The 19,918-nt window shown below is 43.8% G+C and carries 19 protein-coding genes; 6 read left to right on the forward strand and 13 right to left on the reverse strand.

Translation table 11 applies throughout. From position 1 onward, the window contains the following. Positions 1–49 precede the first annotated feature (49 nt). Complete coding sequence (locus G3W54_RS07120; RefSeq protein WP_162652393.1) at positions 50–796, forward strand: metallophosphoesterase family protein; 747 nt, start codon at positions 50–52, stop codon at positions 794–796. A gap of 98 nt (positions 797–894) precedes the next feature. Beyond that, entirely contained in the window at positions 895–1,983 is a 1,089-nt protein-coding gene (locus G3W54_RS07125) for a serine hydrolase (protein WP_162652394.1), read from the forward strand. Between the two features lie 2 nt (positions 1,984–1,985). Here the strand turns inward: G3W54_RS07125 and sufA are convergent, their stop codons facing one another. The 8 genes from sufA to G3W54_RS07160 form a co-directional block, all read right to left on the reverse strand. Next, positions 1,986–2,378, reverse strand: coding sequence for a Fe-S cluster assembly scaffold SufA (gene sufA, locus G3W54_RS07130; protein ID WP_162652395.1), 393 nt, complete (start codon positions 2,376–2,378; stop codon positions 1,986–1,988). A 99-nt stretch (positions 2,379–2,477) separates the two neighbouring features. Then, positions 2,478–2,873, reverse strand: a complete 396-nt coding sequence (locus G3W54_RS07135; protein ID WP_162652396.1) for an SUF system Fe-S cluster assembly protein — start codon at positions 2,871–2,873, stop codon at positions 2,478–2,480. A gap of 8 nt (positions 2,874–2,881) precedes the next feature. Next, positions 2,882–4,114 (reverse strand): cysteine desulfurase, encoded by a 1,233-nt coding sequence (locus G3W54_RS07140; protein ID WP_162652397.1) that lies wholly within the window; start codon positions 4,112–4,114, stop codon positions 2,882–2,884. Then, positions 4,107–5,384, reverse strand: coding sequence for a Fe-S cluster assembly protein SufD (gene sufD / locus G3W54_RS07145; RefSeq protein ID WP_162652398.1), 1,278 nt, complete (start codon positions 5,382–5,384; stop codon positions 4,107–4,109). Before sufD ends, G3W54_RS07140 begins: the two co-directional genes overlap by 8 nt. 42 nt (positions 5,385–5,426) lie before the next feature. Next, entirely contained in the window at positions 5,427–6,182 is a 756-nt protein-coding gene (gene sufC / locus G3W54_RS07150; protein ID WP_162652399.1) for a Fe-S cluster assembly ATPase SufC, read from the reverse strand. Positions 6,183–6,247: 65 nt separating this feature from the next. Next, positions 6,248–6,409, reverse strand: a complete 162-nt coding sequence (locus G3W54_RS19155) for a hypothetical protein (RefSeq protein ID WP_174244216.1) — start codon at positions 6,407–6,409, stop codon at positions 6,248–6,250. Beyond that, a complete protein-coding gene (gene sufB, locus G3W54_RS07155; RefSeq protein WP_162652400.1) occupies positions 6,409–7,878 on the reverse strand; it encodes a Fe-S cluster assembly protein SufB in 1,470 nt (489 codons plus the stop codon). The genes G3W54_RS19155 and sufB overlap by 1 nt, the downstream gene beginning before the upstream one ends. A 48-nt stretch (positions 7,879–7,926) precedes the next feature. Continuing rightward, entirely contained in the window at positions 7,927–9,093 is a 1,167-nt protein-coding gene (locus G3W54_RS07160; RefSeq protein ID WP_162652401.1) for a cysteine desulfurase family protein, read from the reverse strand. Positions 9,094–9,340: 247 nt separating this feature from the next. Between G3W54_RS07160 and G3W54_RS07165 the strand changes: the two genes are divergently transcribed. After that, positions 9,341–10,021: an alpha/beta hydrolase gene (locus G3W54_RS07165; RefSeq protein ID WP_162652402.1), complete on the forward strand. Its 681-nt coding sequence runs from the start codon at positions 9,341–9,343 to the stop codon at positions 10,019–10,021. A 9-nt stretch (positions 10,022–10,030) separates the two neighbouring features. Here the strand turns inward: G3W54_RS07165 and murI are convergent, their stop codons facing one another. Both murI and G3W54_RS07175 read right to left on the reverse strand, forming a co-directional pair. Further along, entirely contained in the window at positions 10,031–10,825 is a 795-nt protein-coding gene (gene murI, locus G3W54_RS07170) for a glutamate racemase (RefSeq protein WP_162652403.1), read from the reverse strand. Then, on the reverse strand, positions 10,815–11,645 hold the full coding sequence (locus G3W54_RS07175) for an RNA methyltransferase (RefSeq protein ID WP_162652404.1): 831 nt from the start codon (positions 11,643–11,645) through the stop codon (positions 10,815–10,817). The genes murI and G3W54_RS07175 overlap by 11 nt, the downstream gene beginning before the upstream one ends. 206 nt (positions 11,646–11,851) lie before the next feature. On the opposite strand from G3W54_RS07175, the gene G3W54_RS07180 reads away from it, so the two are divergent. Continuing rightward, on the forward strand, positions 11,852–13,063 hold the full coding sequence (locus G3W54_RS07180) for an NADP-dependent isocitrate dehydrogenase (RefSeq protein ID WP_162652405.1): 1,212 nt from the start codon (positions 11,852–11,854) through the stop codon (positions 13,061–13,063). An 83-nt stretch (positions 13,064–13,146) separates the two neighbouring features. On the opposite strand, the gene alaS is transcribed toward G3W54_RS07180, so the two are convergent. Both alaS and recA read right to left on the reverse strand, forming a co-directional pair. Next, positions 13,147–15,795 (reverse strand): alanine--tRNA ligase, encoded by a 2,649-nt coding sequence (alaS, locus tag G3W54_RS07185; RefSeq protein WP_162652406.1) that lies wholly within the window; start codon positions 15,793–15,795, stop codon positions 13,147–13,149. A gap of 179 nt (positions 15,796–15,974) precedes the next feature. Further along, positions 15,975–17,066 carry a recombinase RecA gene (gene recA / locus G3W54_RS07190; protein WP_162652407.1) on the reverse strand — a complete coding sequence of 364 codons (1,092 nt, stop codon included), beginning with the start codon at positions 17,064–17,066 and terminating at the stop codon, positions 15,975–15,977. Between the two features lie 232 nt (positions 17,067–17,298). Between recA and G3W54_RS07195 the strand changes: the two genes are divergently transcribed. Both G3W54_RS07195 and G3W54_RS07200 read left to right on the forward strand, forming a co-directional pair. Beyond that, the gene (locus G3W54_RS07195) at positions 17,299–18,219 is read left to right on the forward strand and encodes a carbohydrate kinase family protein (protein ID WP_162652408.1); all 921 of its coding nucleotides are present in this window, start codon (positions 17,299–17,301) and stop codon (positions 18,217–18,219) included. Between the two features lie 34 nt (positions 18,220–18,253). Beyond that, positions 18,254–19,156 (forward strand): pseudouridine-5'-phosphate glycosidase, encoded by a 903-nt coding sequence (locus tag G3W54_RS07200; RefSeq protein WP_162652409.1) that lies wholly within the window; start codon positions 18,254–18,256, stop codon positions 19,154–19,156. Between the two features lie 46 nt (positions 19,157–19,202). Here the strand turns inward: G3W54_RS07200 and G3W54_RS07205 are convergent, their stop codons facing one another. After that, a complete protein-coding gene (locus G3W54_RS07205) occupies positions 19,203–19,853 on the reverse strand; it encodes an OmpA family protein (RefSeq protein WP_162652410.1) in 651 nt (216 codons plus the stop codon). Positions 19,854–19,918 lie beyond the last annotated feature (65 nt).

Genomic DNA, 19,918 nt, shown 5'->3' on the forward strand with positions numbered 1-19,918 from the left:
CCGGGAAACTGGCGAGGGTTTTCATTTTCAGCTATGGAAATAATGGCAAATGAAAACAGTCAAACTTGGCGAGGCAACAACACCTGAAGATATGCGGATTTATGCCATTGGCGATATTCACGGATATATCGATCTACTGCACGATCTACATCAACAGATAAACGAAGATATTTCGGCTAATCCAATTGCAAATCACAAAATCATCTTCCTCGGAGATTACATCGATCGCGGGCCGGATTCCAAAGAGTGCCTTGATTATCTTGTCAAGCTCAAGAATGAAAACCCCGACGTAATTTGCCTTAAAGGAAACCATGAAGACAAATTTGAGGCTTTTCTCGACAGGCCACTCGAAACCGCCAAAACATATTTAACTTATGGCGGCGTTGAATGCGCACGATCATATGGAGTTGAGTTCTCTTACGGACATGTATCAGATGACGATATCCTTCAAAAGCATGCTCGATTAAAGGAGATTGTTCCCCAGTCACACCTGAATTTCATGGCAACATTAGAGAAATCTGCCATATTCGGAGATTACATGTTCGTTCACGCTGGCATACGCCCAAATGTAGCCTTGGATAAACAAAACGAACATGACTTCATGTGGATCAGATCAGATTTTATTCCATATCGCGGCCTATATGAAAAAGTCATCATCCATGGTCATACGCCTCACTATCCGATAGAAATTCTACCCAACCGAATAAATGCCGATACCTGCGCCTATGAAACAGGTGCATTAACATGTGTGATTTTACAAAATAACGAATATAGAATCTTATCAACCGGCAGTTAGATAAAATAAAAGCCAACATAAGGCTTATCATTCATCCCACTATTTTACTTGTAAGCATATCAATAACAAAACAATCTAATCAATATTTGGAACGTATCATGAATTGCAATTTTACTATTCACATTACAAAGTTAGTATTGGCACCATTTCTACTTGCGCTGACATTTGTAACCATGAATCTTGCACACGCGGAAACTACAGAAAGCAAAATTGAAGCAGCCTTTAACCAGGGAAAATTGCCAAACTTACATAGCGTGTATGCCACAATTGGCCAGCAAACGATCAGTGAGATCTATTTCAACGGTCAGGACGAAAGTTGGGGGCAAAAACTGGGTGAAGTCAATCATGGACCAAACACATTGCATGACTTGCGATCTGTTACAAAATCAATCATCGGACTTCTTTACGGCATAGCGTTAGCTGAGGGAAAAGTTCCCTCATTAAATGAACCACTTCTTGACCAATTTTCCCAATATAGTGACTTAAAAGACGGGTCTGGACGCGAAAATATTCTCATTGAGCATGCTTTAACAATGAAGATGGGAACCGAGTGGAATGAGAATCTCCCTTATACAAGCGCAAAGAACAGCGAAATCGCAATGGAATTGGCCAAGGATCGCTATCGTTTCATCTTAGATCGGCCCATGGTTTCAAAACCGGGTGAAAAGTGGACCTATAGCGGCGGCGCAGTCGCAATCATCGCCAAACTAATTGCCGATGGTACAAATATGTCTATTGATGCTTACGCAAATGAAAAACTATTCGCCCCACTTGGGATTTCCAATTATGAGTGGGCCAAAGGCGCAGATGGTGAACCATCAGCAGCTTCAGGATTGAGGCTTAGCGCCAGAGATCTGTCAAAGATTGGCGAAATGATCAGCAAAAATGGTAAGTTTGAAAATAGGCAGATTGTGTCAAGCGAGTGGTTACACCAATCCTTTCAGCGCAAATCTGAACTCGAACCCGGTTTTTATTACGGTTATCTATGGTATTTGGCTGGCTCTAAAGACAAACAAATCATCATTGGATTGGGAAATGGCGGTCAACGATTTACAATCCAACCTGCCTATAACTTTGTTGCCGTGACCTTTGCTGGCGGCTATAATCATCCTAATGCATGGAAAGTTTCATACAAGGTATTAACCGACTTCATCCTGCCTGCTGCTAAAAAGCATTTAGCGAAATAGAGTTATTCCGCACGAACCACTGGTTCACCTTGTTCGGCCAAGGCTGCAAGATCTGCAGGTTTAAGTTCAACAGATTCGCCACAACCACATGCAGATGTTTGATTAGGATTGTTAAATACAAATCCTGAACGAAGCGTTGTCACTTCAAAATCCATTTGTGTGCCGAGTAGAAACAATGTTGCCTCTGGTGCCACGAATACTTTAACGCCATCACGTTCGACCATATCATCTGCGGGGTTGGCCTCAATCGCCAAATCAACGGTATATTCCATACCTGCGCAGCCACCTTTTTTGATGCCGACGCGAATGCCTGCAGGGTTTTGATCTGACGATGCAATAATCTCGTGGATACGAGCCACCGCAGCATCTGTCAAAGTTACGACTTCAAAGCCCATTTTAATCTCCTAAAGTATCGGATTAAAGGTCCGATATTTGTCATGTATCTCAAATGTAATCATTCAAGGGTTAACAAACAACCCTTTGAGAAACATCTATTAATACCAACCAACGGCGATTTGTGCCTCTTCAGACATTCTATCAGGCGTCCAAGGAGGATCAAATGTCATCGAAACTTCGACGCCGGCAACACCTTCAACGGTACTGACAGCATTTTCTACCCAACCCGGCATTTCGCCCGCAACAGGGCAACCGGGGGCAGTTAGCGTCATTTCGACTTTAACCATACGATCATCTTCAATATCAACGCGATAAATCAGGCCAATCTCATAAATATCAGACGGAATTTCAGGATCGTAAACAGTCTTTAGAGCAGCAACAATATCGTCAGTCATACGCGCTAGTTCTTCACGCGATATTTCTGTCGCAGTGAATGTACGTTTGATTTCATTCGGGCCAAGTTCAGCTTCTGAGTTTTGATCTTCTTCGCTCATGATAGCTCCTATTCAAAAAATGCGCGCGCTTTATCCAGCGCAACGACTAATGCATCAACTTCTTGACGCGTATTATACATACCAAAACTTGCGCGACAGGTCGATGTGACACCAAATCGTTTAAGCAATGGCTGCGCACAATGTGTACCCGCTCTAACAGCAACACCTGAACGGTCAATCACAGTTGAAATATCGTGAGCATGAATGCCCTCAATCTCAAACGAGATAATCGCGCCTTTATCAGGCGCATTGCCAATGATCCGCAGCGAATTGATACCGCTCATCTGATCATTTGCATATGCCAACAAATCAGCTTCATGGGCAGCGATTTTATCCCGGCCGATAGACTCCATATAATCAAGCGCAACACCCAGCCCAATCGCCTGCGCAATAGGTGGTGTACCCGCTTCAAACCGATGCGGCGGTTCATTGTATGTAACGCCAGTCTCGGTCACATCCAAAATCATTTCGCCGCCACCTTGAAATGGCTGCATGGTTTTCAGACGATCCATTTTCCCATAAAGAACACCAATACCCGAAGGTCCATACAGCTTGTGACCCGTCATAACGAACCAATCGCAATCCAAGTCCTGAACATCAATTGGCATATGAACAGCACTTTGAGAACCATCCACCAAAACCGGAATTCCGCGCTCCTTTGCAATGGCACAAATATCTTTGATCGGCACGACTGTACCCATCGCATTCGACATTTGTGTAATAGCAATTAGTTTCGTTTTGTCCGTGATGCGGGCTTTAAATTGATCAAGATGAAAAACACCTTCATCATCAACTGGCGCCCACACCAGTTTTGCGCCATTGCGCTCTCGGATAAAATGCCAAGGCACAATATTTGAGTGGTGTTCAAGGATGGAAATAAGGATTTCATCTCCCTCACCCAGTTCCATCATACCGTGCCCATAAGCCACCGTATTAATTGCCTCTGTTGAGGACTTTGTGAAAATAACATTGTCAACGGACGGGGCATTCAAAAACTTGCGAACTTTCTCCCGCGCGGCCTCATAGGCATCTGTCGCAGCATTGGACATATAATGAAGGCCACGATGCACATTCGCATATTCATTTTCGTAAGTATGCGTTATAGCATCGATCACTACTTTGGGTTTTTGCGCGGATGCACCATTGTCTAAATAGACTAAAGGTTTACCGTAAACTTCCTTTGAGAGAATCGGAAAATCCTGCCTGATACGCTCAACGTCATAATCATTTTGATCAGCCATTTGCGTCTAACCAATCGCTGATAACACCTTCAAGTGCATCCACAACAGCCTCGTTATCAAACTCTTCAACAACTTCAGCCACAAAGCCCTTAACCAGCAGACCACGAGCAGATTTCTCAGAAATTCCACGCGCCATGAGATAGAACAAATGCGTTGGATCAATGTCAGTAACCGTTGCACCATGAGCACAAATCACATCATCAGCAAAAATCTCAAGCTCAGGCTTTGCTGAAAAGTCCGCATCATCTGACAATAATAATGTATTACAAGCCATTTGCGCATCAGTCTTTTGTGCAATTTGAGCAACTTTAATCTGACCTTGAAACACGCCCTTAGCATTATCGAAAAGCACATTACGGAACGTTTCTGATGATGTCGTGTTAGGTGTATTGTGACCTAATTTAAGCGTTACATCTGTGTGTGTATCACCTGAAAGCAAGTTAACGCCACGCAGGGTTAGATTTGTTTGTGCCCCCTCAACATTGGCAACAATTTCCTGACGTACAAGCTTACCGCCAGCATTAATGAGGTAAAGTTCCAACTCCGCATTTTCTGCCAGTTCAATATTAAGCTGACCAAGATGTGTATCATCAGCCCCTTGAGTTTGAACAATGATCCAACGTGCATGTGCACCTTTTTCTACTTTGATATGCGCAACTGCGCTGACAAGCGCTGCGGCATCGTCACCAGATAAGTGACGTTCGATAATTGTAGCTTTCGAATTTTCCTTGAAAACAACAGGTAATTTACTGTGATGTTGTCCACCAGTTTGGACAAACTGCAACTCTAGCAAATCATCAACATGAGTATCTGCTGCAATTTCAATCTGATAGCCATCCGTAACCAAAGCGCTGTTGAGTTGACCTATTGCATCATCAGCAGAAAGTTCACCAAACACAGCATCTGCTTCCCCAGATTGCAATTTAGAAGACAACGACGATATATCTACGCCTTCAGGTACCTTCATAGCAGCATCAGTTACACCATTGCGAATACCAACCACCCATGAACCCGCAACAAAAGGCGCAACGACACTAGCAGATTGATCTGTTTGCTGAACTGGCACACTACTTAAAAGACGGCGCAAATCGGTATAGTGCCATGCTTCCACACGACGTGTAGGCAGGCCATTTTTTAATAAAGCGGCGAAATTGTTATCACGCATTCGAACAATATGAGTGGAACCACTTAACTGCCCAACCATATCACCAAAATAGGATGTTAACGCTTCTTCCGCGGCTGTTTTCTGTAATTTACTCTGAATATTCATCAGATATCTCCTGATATGTGAAATGAAGGTAAAGCGCTTATATTAAGCAGCATCTTCGATCACATTTGCATAGCCATTTGCTTCAAGCTCCAGAGCAAGTGATTTATCGCCTGACTTGATAACCTGGCCTTTATAAAGAACATGAACACTATCAGGCACAATGTGCTCCAGAAGGCGTTGATAGTGCGTAATGACGACGACAGCTCGCTTAGGATCGCGAAGCGCATTTACACCATCGGAAACAATCTTCAATGCATCGATGTCAAGACCGGAATCAGTTTCATCAAGTACACATAGCTGTGGTCCAAGAAGTTTCATTTGCAAAATTTCTGCACGCTTTTTCTCACCGCCGGAAAATCCAACATTAAGTGGACGCTTAAGCATTGCCATATCGATCTGAAGGTCACTTGCAGCAGCTTTCACTTTCTTAATAAAATCAGGAATTGAAAGAGGTTCTTCACCGCGCGCTTTGCGTTGCTCATTCATCGCAACTTTCAAAAATTCCATTGTCGCGACTCCAGGGATTTCGACAGGATATTGAAATGCGAGAAAGATGCCGCTTGCAGCTCGTTCGGAAGGGTCCATTTCAAGCACTGATTCACCGTTATAAAGGATGTCGCCTGATGTGACTTCGTAATCTTCGCGACCCGCCAGAATATATGATAAAGTTGATTTACCAGAACCATTGGGCCCCATAATTGCGGCAACTTCACCAGCTTCAACTTTAAGATTAAGTCCACGAATAATTTCTGTATCTGTGTCAGCGATTTTCGCGTGTAGGTCTCTAATTTCTAACATTCTTACATCCGTTTTTAAGTTCAGGCGCCATATGGCTGCCAATATTCATTTCAATTTTCTAACTTTTAATATCCGATCATGCCGCGCATCAAAGGAAATAAACTGGCAGCTAAAATTCCAACAATTGCACCGACAACAATACGAGAAATGCGCCCACCCAATGATGGAGCAAACGCAGAAAGCGCTCCGCATATGGCCGCATACCAAGCAATTGCGCTGAAATCCATTAGCCCACACTCCCCTCAAGAGAGATGCTAATCAACTTTTGAGCTTCAACCGCAAATTCCATTGGCAATTCTTGGATCACTTCTTTAACGAAGCCATTGACGATTAATGCAATAGCTTCTTCCTCGGGTATACCCCGTGCAAGGCAATAGAAGAGTTGATCATCAGAAATTTTAGATGTTGTAGCTTCATGCTCAAACTGTGCGGACGTATTTTTAGCTTCAATATAAGGCACGGTATGTGCACCACATTGATCGCCGATCAACAGCGAGTCACATTGCGTGAAGTTCCGCGCATTTGTTGCTTTTCTATGGGCTGAAACCTGACCACGATAGGTATTTTGCGAGTTGCCGGCAGAAATACCCTTCGAGATAATACGGCTCGAAGTATTTTTACCCAAATGGATCATTTTTGTACCCGAATCCACTTGCTGATAACCGTTGGAAACGGCAATCGAATAAAATTCGCCTCGAGATCCATCCCCACGTAAAATACAGGACGGATATTTCCATGTGATTGCAGAGCCGGTTTCAACTTGCGTCCAAGAAATTTTCGAATTTACACCGCGACAATCTCCGCGCTTGGTCACAAAATTATAGATGCCGCCCTTGCCGTCTTTATCACCAGGATACCAATTCTGAACTGTTGAATATTTAATCTCCGCATTATCCATCGCTACCAACTCAACCACAGCTGCGTGAAGCTGATTCTCATCTCGCTGCGGTGCTGTACAGCCCTCAAGATAAGAAACATAGGCATCATCTTCGGCGATAATCAATGTTCGCTCAAACTGGCCTGTATTTTCTTCATTAATGCGAAAATAAGTTGATAGCTCCATTGGGCAACGCACGCCCTTTGGAACAAAAACAAATGATCCATCGGTGAAAACAGCTGCATTGAGCGTCGCGTAATAATTGTCCGTTGTTGGAACAACTGAACCTAGATACTTTTTGATAAGCTCCGGATGTTCTCGGATAGCTTCTGAAATTGACATGAAAATGACGCCAGCCTCGGAAAGCTCCTTCTTAAAGGTTGTGACAACAGATACTGAATCAAATACAGCATCAACTGCAATTTTGCGATTTTGAACACCAGCAAGAACCTCCTGCTCGTGAAGAGGAATTCCAAGCTTCTCATATGTACGCAGTAATTCCGGATCGACGTCATCAATTGTCATAGGTCCGGTTTGACCCTTTGGTGCGGCATAATAATAGATATCGTTAAAATCAATCTTCGGGTAATTCACCCGTGCCCAATCTGGCTCTTCCATTGTCAACCAGCGCGCGTAGGCATCCAAACGCCATTCAAGCATCCATTCCGGCTCTTCTTTCTTTGCAGAAATAAAGCGAATGATATCCTCATTCAGACCTTTTGGCGCTTTATCAACTTCGATATCGGTATTAAAGCCATATTTATACTGATCAACATCAATTAATTTAACCTGATCAATCGTTTCCTGCACAGCTGGCATGAAATGCTCCTTAATGCGAATTCATTATTCTTACTTCAGCCTATAACTTTAGGCCGCAGCTACTTTTCGTCGATCCAATCGACGTTTATTAATTCTTTCAAATGCGCTCATAAACGCTTTAACGTCTTCATCACTTGTGCCATGCCCGGTACTAATCCGCAGGGCACCTGCTTTTGTATCAGCACCCATCGCCGCCAATACATGGCTCTCGCCAACTTTTCCCGATGAGCAAGCAGAACCAGATGATGCAGCAATCCCATCAATATCAAACGCAATTTGCAACGTTTCTGACTTTGTATCCGGTAGTGAAAAACAGATCGTATTGCTTATACGTTCAACCTCTCTGCCGTAGATCACAATATCCGGTGCTATTTTCGATATATTTCCCTCAATTTGATCACGCAATTTTGAAAACTTATAAAAATTATATATGTTTTCTTTCGCAAACAAACAAGATGCGCCAAACCCTGCAATCCCAATTAAATTCTCTGTACCACCACGATGACCTTTTTCATGGCCTCCGCCAGAAATAAGCGGTTTCGGCATCAATACCTCACCTTGAGAGATAATCGCACCGACACCTTTCGGGCCACCAAGTTTATGTGCAGAGATAAATGCAAAATCCGCACCTATATTGCCCATCGAGAATTCAATCTTCCCAGCAGCTTGCACAGCATCCAGAACTGTGATTGCTTTATGTGCTTTCGCAAGTTCTATTGCTTTCTCAACAGGTTGCAAAACACCAGTTTCATTATTGGCAACCTGCAGCGCTAGCAAGGGCAAGCCTTGCTCATGGTCATGATTTGAAAGCGCTTGTTGCAGGGCATCTAAATTAATACGCCCCTGACTATCGACGGCAATAATTTCAACATCACCGGATTCAAATCGGCCACCGGATAGCACACATGGATGTTCAACCGCTGAAATATAAAGTTTTGCGACCTTTATCGGAGAGCGGCCCATTTTGTAATCAGGTGTTAGTAAATGATACGCAGCTTCAGTCGCGCCCGAAACAAACGTTACATGGGCCGGATCAGCATCACAAAGATGTGCGACTTGAGCGCGGGCTTGATTAATCATCCGCCGCGCCATTTGCCCCTCGCGGTGCACCGAAGACGGATTTCCCAGTTCATCCATGGCCAGAATCATTGCGTCCTTAGCACACGACAAAAGCGGCGCAGTCGCATTATAATCCATATAGACCCGTGAAACCATTAACCAAACACCATCAATCTTGCCACAAAACCTGACTTTGTACGTTTATGCTTGAATTTTTAACCCCGCTTGTCCTATGAAGCGGCGTCTGACAAAAAAACTATAATGTGAATTATAGCTACTTTCGAATAATTCTAAACTAGGTTTTATGAAGACTGGTAGCCATCGTCAAGGCTCGTTGCATAAAATCGCCAGATTATTTCAATGATTTATGAAATATATTCTGGAAACCACGAATGGAGAAAAAATGCCTGAGGTAATTTTTAACGGACCACAAGGTCGTCTTGAAGGACGTTATCAACCCGGTACAGATAAAAATGCTCCAATTGCAATTATCTTACACCCCCATCCACAATTCGGCGGCACAATGGATAACCGCATTGTATATGAACTTTTCTACATGTTCAAAGCACGTGGCTTTACAACGCTTCGCTTTAATTTTCGCGGTATTGGCCGTAGCCAGGGTAATTTTGATCATGGTGCAGGTGAATTATCTGATGCAGCAGCAGCTCTTGATTGGATACAAACACTCCACCCAGATTCAAAAAACTGCTGGGTTGCGGGTTACTCATTTGGATCATGGATTGGTATGCAATTGTTGATGCGTCGTCCTGAAATCGAAGGTTTCATGTCCATTGCTCCGCAGCCAAATACCTATGACTTTTCATTTTTGGCACCCTGTCCGTCTTCCGGTCTCATCATTCATGGTGATGAAGACCAAGTAGCGCCTGAAAAAGATGTTCAGGTTTTAGTTGATAAACTACGCACCCAAAAAGGTATCTTGATCACACATCAAACGATGCTCGGTGCAAACCACTTCTTTACAGATAAAACAGATTTGCTTATCGCTGAATGTGCTGATTATCTCGATCGCCGCCTGAATGGAGAGCTTGTTCCCGAACCCCGCCCATCAAAGCGTCTTCGCTAGTCGGATGAGCTAAACTAAAAGTTCCAGTCCAAACCCTCTAATCAACTGCGCTTTTGAGAAGCTGACCGTGGACGATGTAAACAGGGCTACATCCTTATCAGGTTGCCCTGATACTTGAGCGCGGTCAATCAAACTTATTGCATGCCGTGCAATTGCCTCAGCCGGATCTAACCAATCAACTGGCCAGGGCGAGATTTGACGAAAACGATTTGCCAAAAATGGGTAATGCGTACAAGCCAGCACAACAATATCAGTATGGTTTCCATCAAGCTCAATAAGACATTGCGCGATAATTGGGCGCAATGCATCATCACTTACCTTTCCCCCACTCATATAAGCCTCCGCCAGTCCGGCAAGGTCTTCTGAACCAACAAGTCGCACATGACATTGACTGGCAAATGACTGTATCAAATCGCGTGTATAAGCTCGTTTGACAGTGCCCGGGGTTGCCAATACAGAAATCATGCCAGATTTTGTACGTTCAGCGGCAGGTTTAATTGCAGGTACTGTGCCAACAAATTTGACTTCAGGAAACCTCGATCGCAAAGCCGTCATAACAAGAGTAGAAGCAGTATTACAGGCGATGATTATAAGTTCAGGTCGATAGGTTTCTATCAACTTACCCATAAGCTCTACAATATGGGATTCTAGATTAGTCTCATCCCATGAACCATAAGGAAAAGCAGCATCATCGGCGATATAGATAAACTGCCTCTCCGGCACTAAAATTCGTGCCTCACGCAACACGGTTAAGCCACCTATACCACTGTCAAAAAGCAGAATTGGTGCCTGCTTATTCATCATTCAAACCATCATCAGAACTACGACCACCTAAGCCAGGGCCTGATTTCCCTTTAGGGGCTGATCGGCTATACTGGTCTAACGACGAGAAAACGCCTCTCAAAAAGAAGATTTCGTTTTCTGAAAAAGCTGGCCTCGAAAAAACCGCACGAAGATTATCAATCAAAGCAGGCCGTTTTTTCTCTGATCTAAAATATCCACGAGAATCCAAAGCTTCTTCAACTTGATCAATTAAACCACGTAGATGGTGTTTCTCCGCAGGCGCAAAATCTGGTGACTGGTGAGGAATATCAGTTTCACTATCAAGCCCACTTTTTAGCCATTCATACGACATTAAAAGCACTGCTTGTGATATATTTAATGATGCAAATGCAGGATTTACTGGAAATGTAACAAGTTCATCAGCCAGACTTACTTCATCGTTGCGTAAACCAATTCGTTCTCTGCCGAAAAGTATCGCAAGCTTCTCCCCACGCTTAAACCGAACACGGAGCTCTTTTGCCGCCGAGACAGGGCCTTGTACCGGCTTATGCCCATCACGTTCCCTTGCCGTTGTGGCGAGGACGAAATTTAAATCCGCGATTGCCGATGAAAGATCATCAAAAATCTGCGCTCCATCTAAAACATGATCTGCTTTACTCGCTGCGGATATAGCTTTCTCATTTGGCCAGCCATCGCGCGGCGCCACAATTCTGAGGTCATCCAAGCCGAAATTGGCCATGGCGCGTGCCACCATGCCGATATTTTCGCCCAGTTGTGGTTCAACCAATATAATAATTGGTCCCTCAGAGATCATCTGTTTTTTACTATTCGTACCAGACATAAATATTCCATCTTAATCACTACGCTCGTGTTGCACATTTGTACCTAATTTAAAAGCACTTCAATAATCTCCAAACAGAGCAAATGTGTGTTCAGAGCTTTTTTCCCATAAATATTGCACTGCGAGCTGTGCTTTGCTATGAGGGCGCATCAGTTCAATCCTGCACTTCAAGCAGGTTACGCACTTCCAATATAAAGGTCCCAAATATGGCGAAAATTAAAGTCGAAAATCCTGTTGTGGAACTCGATGGTGATGAGATGACACGTATCATCTGGCAATTCATCAAAGATAAATTGATTCACCCCTATCTAGATATTGACCTAAAATATTACGATTTAGGTATGGAAGCACGTGATGAGACTGACGATCAGATCACTGTAGATGCTGCAAATGCAATCCAAAAATATGGCGTGGGTGTCAAATGCGCGACCATTACGCCAGATGAAGCCCGCGTTGAAGAGTTCGGCCTCAAAAAAATGTATCGTTCACCAAACGGCACAATCAGAAACATTCTTGGTGGTGTAATCTTCCGCGAACCAATCATTTGTAAAAACGTCCCACGTTTGGTTCCGGGCTGGACAAAACCGGTTATCGTTGGTCGTCACGCATTTGGTGACCAATATCGCGCGACAGACTTTAAATTCCCTGGCAAGGGTAAAGTTACTATGAAATTTGTTGGCGAAGACGGCACCGAGCAAGAGTATGATATCTTCGAAGCACCATCTGCTGGTATCGCAATGGGCATGTACAACCTTGATAAATCCATTGAAGACTTCGCTCGCGCATCCATGAATTACGGCTTGCAACGCAAAGTTCCGGTTTATCTGTCTACTAAAAACACTATCATGAAAGTGTATGATGGTCGCTTTAAGGATATCTTCGAAGAAGTTTATCAAAACGAATTCAAAGAAAAATTCGAAGAAGCAAATATCACTTATGAACACCGCTTGATTGACGACATGGTCGCATCAAACCTTAAATGGTCTGGTGGTTACGTTTGGGCTTGTAAAAACTATGATGGCGATGTTCAGTCGGACACCGTTGCTCAAGGGTTTGGTTCACTTGGCTTAATGACGTCGGTTCTTATGTCTCCCGATGGCCGCACTGTCGAAGCAGAAGCCGCTCACGGAACAGTCACACGTCACTATCGCCAGCATCAAAAAGGTGAAGAGACTTCTACCAACTCAATTGCCTCCATCTTTGCATGGACACGTGGCCTAGCTCACCGCGCAAAACTTGATGATAATGCCGAGCTTGCAAAATTTGCGCTAACACTTGAAAAAGTATGCGTGGACACAGTGGAATCTGGCTTTATGACAAAAGACTTGGCATTATTGATTGGTCCTGATCAGCCTTGGCTGTCAACAACAGGCTTCCTCGATAAGATCGATGAAAATCTACAAAAAGCAATGGCTTAAGTTAATAAGTTCATAACTCGATTCAAAAAGCCCGCTGCATTATTTGCAGCGGGCTTTTTATTTTTGATATCAGTATAACTGGTTTAGAGTAACGCCTTAATAGCATCTATAGCGTCAGGGCCTTTTGATGTATCAGGACCACCAGCTTGCGCCATATCAGGACGACCGCCGCCACCCTTCCCACCGAGAACTTCCGATGCAGCACGAACCAAGTCGACTGCACTGTATTTTCCAACAAGATCATCCGTCACACCCACAACAGCACCAGCTTTACCACCGTCAATACCAATAAAGGCCACAATTCCAGAACCAATTGAATTCTTGCCTTCATCTGCCAGAGCCTTTAACTCACGGCCGCCAATACCCTCAACGACCTTACCTATAAAGCTGATGTCATTGATCATTTCAGCACCGTCAGATTTAGCGCCCCCGCCCATAGCAAGTTGGCGTTTTGTATCTGACAATTCTTTTTCCAACTGCTTTCTCTCTTCAAGCAACTGCGCAACTCGATTGGGAACTTCTGATGGCGAGGTTTTAAGGGCAGCAGCGGCAGATTTTAACGTGGCCTCTTGCGTTCTGAAGTAATCCCGCGCCGCATCACCACTTAGTGCCTCTATACGCCTAACACCAGCAGATACCGCACTTTCACCCACGACAGCTACAAGGCCAATTTCACCTGTGTTCGAGACGTGTGTCCCACCACAAAGCTCGACAGAGAATTGACCATCTTCACCTGAACTATCGGGTTGTGATCCCATCGCTACGACACGAACTTCCTCACCGTACTTTTCGCCAAACAAGGCACGAGCTCCTGCTTCAACAGCATCGTCTACACCCATTACACGCGTTGTCACAGGTTCGCTTTGCAAGACAACTTCATTAGTAATAGTTTCAATTTTTGAAAGCTCATCAGCTTCAACTGGCTTCTGGTGAGAGAAATCAAATCGAAGTCTATCCGACGAAACAAGAGACCCTTTTTGTGCAACATGATCACCCAGCACTTGACGAAGGCTCTCGTGCAGTAAATGAGTGGCAGAGTGATTTCGACAAATATTAGCCCTGCGGTCGGGATCAACCTCCAAACGACCGGCTTCACCTACAGAAACCTCTCCCTCCTTTAGAACCGCATGGTGAACAAATAGACCATCAGCCTTCTTTGAAACATTTTTTACATCTGCAATGGCGCCATTTTCAAAAAATATCTGCCCAGTGTCACCCATCTGACCACCCATTTCTGCATAGAAGGGTGATTGATTAAAAACCAAACTTACCTCATCGCCATTACCGGCTTTTTTGACCTCTTCGCCATCCTTAACTATTGATTCTATAACGCCTTCTGCGAGTAACTTTTCATAACCCAAAAACTCGGTGGACCCAACACGATCAAATACGCTGAACCATATAGCTTCCGATGCAACATCCCCAGAACCGGACCAATTTGCCCGAGCTTCTGCTTTTTGCTTCTCCATGGACGTATTAAAACCATCTACATCAACGTCAATCGAACGCGAGCGAAGTGCATCTTGCGTCAAATCAAGCGGAAATCCATAGGTATCATAAAGTTTAAATGCCACATCGCCTTTGAGCTCATCACCCTCATGCATATCAGCTGTAGCTTCATTTAGAAGCTGTAGACCCCGACCAAGCGTTCTCTGAAAGCGCACTTCTTCAATCTCAAATGTTTCTCTTATGAGACTTTCGGTCTGACGCAACTCTGGAAAAGCATCCCCCATTTCCGAAACGAGGCTTGGAACCAATTTGTGCATCAACGGTTCTTTCGCACCAAGAAGATTAGCGTGTCGCATTGCACGACGCATGATACGTCTAAGCACATAACCACGCCCCTCATTTGAAGGAAGAACACCATCGGCAACGAGAAAACTGCAAGCTCGCAAGTGATCAGCTATCACACGATGACTAGGCAGTTGATCGCCATCAGCCTTCACGCCCGTTGCTTCAACCGACGCATTAATGAGCTTCTTAAATAAATCGATCTCATAGTTGTTATGCTTGCCTTGCAGAACAGCAGCGATACGTTCTAGCCCCATGCCTGTGTCAATAGATGGTTTAGGTAAGTTTTCGCGTTGATCTTGGGAAATCTGCTCATATTGCATGAACACAAGGTTCCAAATTTCGATAAAGCGATCACCATCTTCTTCCGGTGAGCCGGGAGGGCCACCCCATATATCTTCACCATGATCAAAGAAAATTTCAGAACATGGGCCACAAGGTCCAGTATCACCCATAGACCAAAAATTATCACTGGTTGGAATCCGAATGATACGATCATCTTTCAAACCAGCGATTTTTTTCCAAAGATCCGCAGCCTCGTCATCCTCTGAATAGACGGTCACCAATAACTTCTCTTCCGGTAGAGCATATTCTTTAGTTATCAAATTCCACGCATGGAGAATGGCTTGTTCTTTAAAATAATCACCAAATGAGAAATTACCTAACATCTCAAAAAATGTATGATGGCGTGCTGTATACCCAACATTATCCAGATCATTATGCTTACCACCAGCACGTACGCATTTTTGCGATGTTGCAGCTGTCGAATATGGTCTCTGCTCAAGCCCCGTAAAAACATTCTTGAACTGAACCATTCCGGCATTTGTGAACATCAATGTTGGATCATTTTGCGGAACCAGCGAACTTGAAGATACAACTTCATGTCCGTGGGATTTAAAATAATCCAAAAATACAGATCTAATATCGTTTACGCCGCTCATACCTAATCAAACCTCAAATGGCCAAAAGTAGTTTTTTCTTAAGGCTGAAAGAAGGCTTAATCAACCAAATAATCTTCCGAATCCCGCCAAGCGCCTAAGAATATTACAAAGCAAAGATAAATAAGCCGCCCCCATCAAATGATGGAGACGGCAAATAAATTTCAAATACTTAAAGCAGATTAAGCTTTTGCAGCATCATCCTTATCATCGGATGCACCACCAGAAGGGTCATCAAGCAATTGCTCTGCAATCAGACCGGCGTTCTGACGCAATGATAATTCAATCTCATCCGCAGTTTCAGGGTGATCAGCAAGGAATTGCTTTGCGTTTTCACGTCCCTGTCCCAAGCGTTGACTATTATATGAGAACCAGGAGCCAGATTTCTCGACTATTCCAGCTTTGACTCCTAAATCAACCAATTCGCCCGTTTTGGAAGAACCTGCACCATACATAATATCAAATTCAACCTGCTTAAATGGAGGTGCCATCTTATTCTTTACAACTTTAACACGTGTCTGGTTACCTACAATTTCATCGCGGTCCTTTACAGCACCAATACGGCGAATATCCAAACGGACTGATGCATAAAATTTAAGCGCATTGCCGCCTGTTGTTGTTTCCGGTGAACCAAACATCACACCAATTTTCATACGGATTTGGTTGATAAAAATAACCATGGTATTTGATTTTGAAATCGAACCTGTCAACTTGCGTAAGGCTTGGCTCATCAAACGAGCTTGCAAGCCCGGGAGACTATCGCCCATTTCACCTTCAATCTCTGCTCGGGGCGTAAGAGCTGCCACAGAATCAACAACAAGAACATCAAGCGCACCAGAACGAACCAGTGTATCCGTAATTTCTAATGCCTGCTCACCAGTATCTGGCTGTGATATCAAAAGGTCTTCAAGATCAACACCAAGCTTACGCGCATAAACCGGATCAAGAGCATGCTCTGCATCAATAAAACCACAGATACCGCCATCTTTTTGAGCTTGAGCAATCGTCTGCAATGCCATGGTCGTTTTACCTGAACTCTCAGGACCATAAATCTCAATAACACGGCCTTTAGGCAGACCACCAATACCAAGGGCAATATCAAGCCCGAGAGAACCTGTTGAAACCTTTTCAATCTCGACAACACTCTCATTTGAGCCGAGTTTCATGATTGAGCCTTTTCCGTATGATCGCTCAATCTGAGAAAGTGCTGCATCCAGCGCCTTACTTTTATCCACTGATTTTTCCTCTACAAGTCGCAAAGAGTTTTGTCCCATGATTACATACCTTCAAATTATTTAGCCGCCGCAAGTAATCAGCGCTTCCATAACCTAAACGTACTCTATTTGTTCTCATTTGGCAATACCAACTTAACTATATGAAAATATTTAATAAATACGAATTTGTTCTATTTTTGTCCGGCAACTTCAACAATCTATTTCAAGTCAAATAGATTTAAACTAAAATCGCTTTCAGCATGATAGACGATTCGCCGAAAGGAATAACCCATTGAAACCTATTCTTATTATGGGTGGTGCTCATATCGACCGAAATGGAACCATGAACAAACCCTATATAACAGGTTCGAGCATCCCGGGAACCATGAGGGAAGACATAGGCGGCGGCGCGTTTAATGTAGCAAGTAACTTAGCACAATTAGATATTCCCGTGATATTTTCCTCACCGCGTGCGGATGGCAACCTAACATTTGCGATTAAAAACAAGCTGAGAAATTTATCAAATTTTATTGACTTTCCAATTCAGCTTGAAGGCAATTCACCAAGCTACACAGCTCTTAAAGATAAAAATGGTGAACTTATTGCAGCTTTAGCGGATATGCAGCTTTATGATGAACTTACTACGGAAAGTTTTCTCACAGAGAAGCTACGAACGAAAATCACACAAGCTGATATAATCATAACAGACGCAAATTTTCCGGCACATATATCAAGCGCCATCGGTAAATTAAAAACTGAGCAATGCCGCTGGTATGCAGTGGCAACTTCACCTGCAAAAGTCAAAAGACTTCAACCCTCGCTACCAAGCCTTAATTTATTATCGATGAATATCAATGAAGCAATAGAATTGACGGAGCTTACAAAGCATTCCATACCGGAATTGATTGAGCAACTTCATAATATGGGACTGAAGTCCGGGATTATTACAGATGGGTCAAATGGCCTGCACTATTTTTCCAACCATACCCAAACAATCAGCCTACCGCCCTACCCTTCGGATAAAATACAGGATGTGACCGGCGCAGGCGACGCCATACTTTCCGGTTTCATTGCATCAACACAAAAAAACGCCACCGCAGAAGAAGCGTTAAGAACTGGTCTGGCTGCCGCCAAAATAACAATAGAAGTAAACGGTGCATGTAGTGAACAATTATCAACAAAAACTATTGAAGCAATAATGCAGCCAGATTAAAGCTCGACAAACAATAATCAAAGCAGGATATCTAATGCAGTTGCATTTTAGTAACGAAGTAAAACAGGCCATCGACAACAAGGCGCCAATTGTTGCTCTTGAATCAACTATTATAACACATGGCATGCCTTGGCCGGGCAATTTTGAAATGGCGACAGGCGTCGAGCAGCTCATTCGCGATGGTGGCGCAACGCCAGCTACAATTGCTGTCATACAAGGTAACTTACATATCGGATTAGAGCAAAAGACACTCGAAGAACTTGCTCAAACCAAAGATGCAATGAAAGTGTCTAGAGCCGACATGGCCTTTGCGATCTCTCAAAAGAAAACAGGAGCTACGACGGTTGCTGCAACGATGATGGCGGCGCACGAAGCTGGGATACAAGTTTTTGCGACTGGCGGGATTGGTGGCGTACATCGCGGAGCATCGGATAGTTTTGATATCTCTGCAGATTTACAAGAACTTGGCAGAACGCCTGTTGTTGTGGTCGCTGCCGGAGCAAAAGCCATTCTGGATATAGCCAAAACACTTGAGGTACTGGAAACATTGGGTGTGCCTATAGTGACGATTGGCCAAGATAGCTTTCCCGCTTTTTGGTCACAAAAGTCAGAATATAAATCTCCGCTACGTGTCGAAAACGCGTTGGACGTTGCTTCATTTGAGAAGACACGGCAAAAGTTTGGTAACCATGGTGGTATGCTTGTAGGAAACCCCGTCCCTACGGCAAATGAAATTTCGGCTAGTGAGATGAATACCTATATTGAACAAGCACTTACCGAGGCTAGTAAGCAGAACATATCCGGCAAGGATGTAACGCCATTTTTGCTTGGAAAAATATTTGAATTAACTAACGGCAAAAGCCTAGAAACAAATATTGCGCTTGTGCGCAATAACGCAAAAATCGCGACCGAAATCGCAATTGAGCTTGTAAAGTGAATTCTAGAATTGTCTGGCGCTCAAAACGCCAGACAACATATTAAATTTAGCTAAGTGGTGAAAGTTGAATTTCGACCCGTCTATTAGCCGCACGACCAAATTCCGTACTATTATCTGCAATTGGACGCGTTTCGCCAAAGCCAAGAGTTCTAAAGCGGCGTGGGTCTACACCAGTTTGCGATAGATAATTAGCAACAGATTGCGCACGCTGATTAGACAAAATCTGATTTGACTGATCACTACCGGTTGAATCCGTGTGACCGTAAACATCTACCAATGTTTTGTTAAACTTACTTACAACGATAGAAACGCCATTAAGCGTATTAACAAATGTAGGTTTGATTACCGATTGCCCCACATCAAATGTAATATTGGACGGCATATTCAAAATAATTTGGTTACCATTTCGTGTAACCGTTACGCCCGTACCCTGCAATTGTGCACGAAGTTCAGCTTCTTGTTGGTCCATATAGTTGCCAATTGCACCACCGGCTAAAAGGCCGATACCAGCACCGACAAGCGCATTTCGGCGATCATCGCCACCAGCTAGGAGACCAAGACCAGCACCTGCAGCAGCGCCCAGTGCGGCACCTTTACCTGTGTTACTAATCTTTTGCTGACCAGTATAAGGATCAGTTGTGGTACATGACGCTAAGAAAACTCCCGCAAGAAGAGTGGCGATAATTTGGGTTTTCATGGGATTCCCCCTGTTAAAATTTCCGTAATTCAGTTGTCACCATGAAATATGGCATTAAGATGAAT

It is taken from the genome of Lentilitoribacter sp. Alg239-R112 (assembly GCF_900537175.1).
Lineage (GTDB): Bacteria > Pseudomonadota > Alphaproteobacteria > Rhizobiales > Rhizobiaceae > Lentilitoribacter.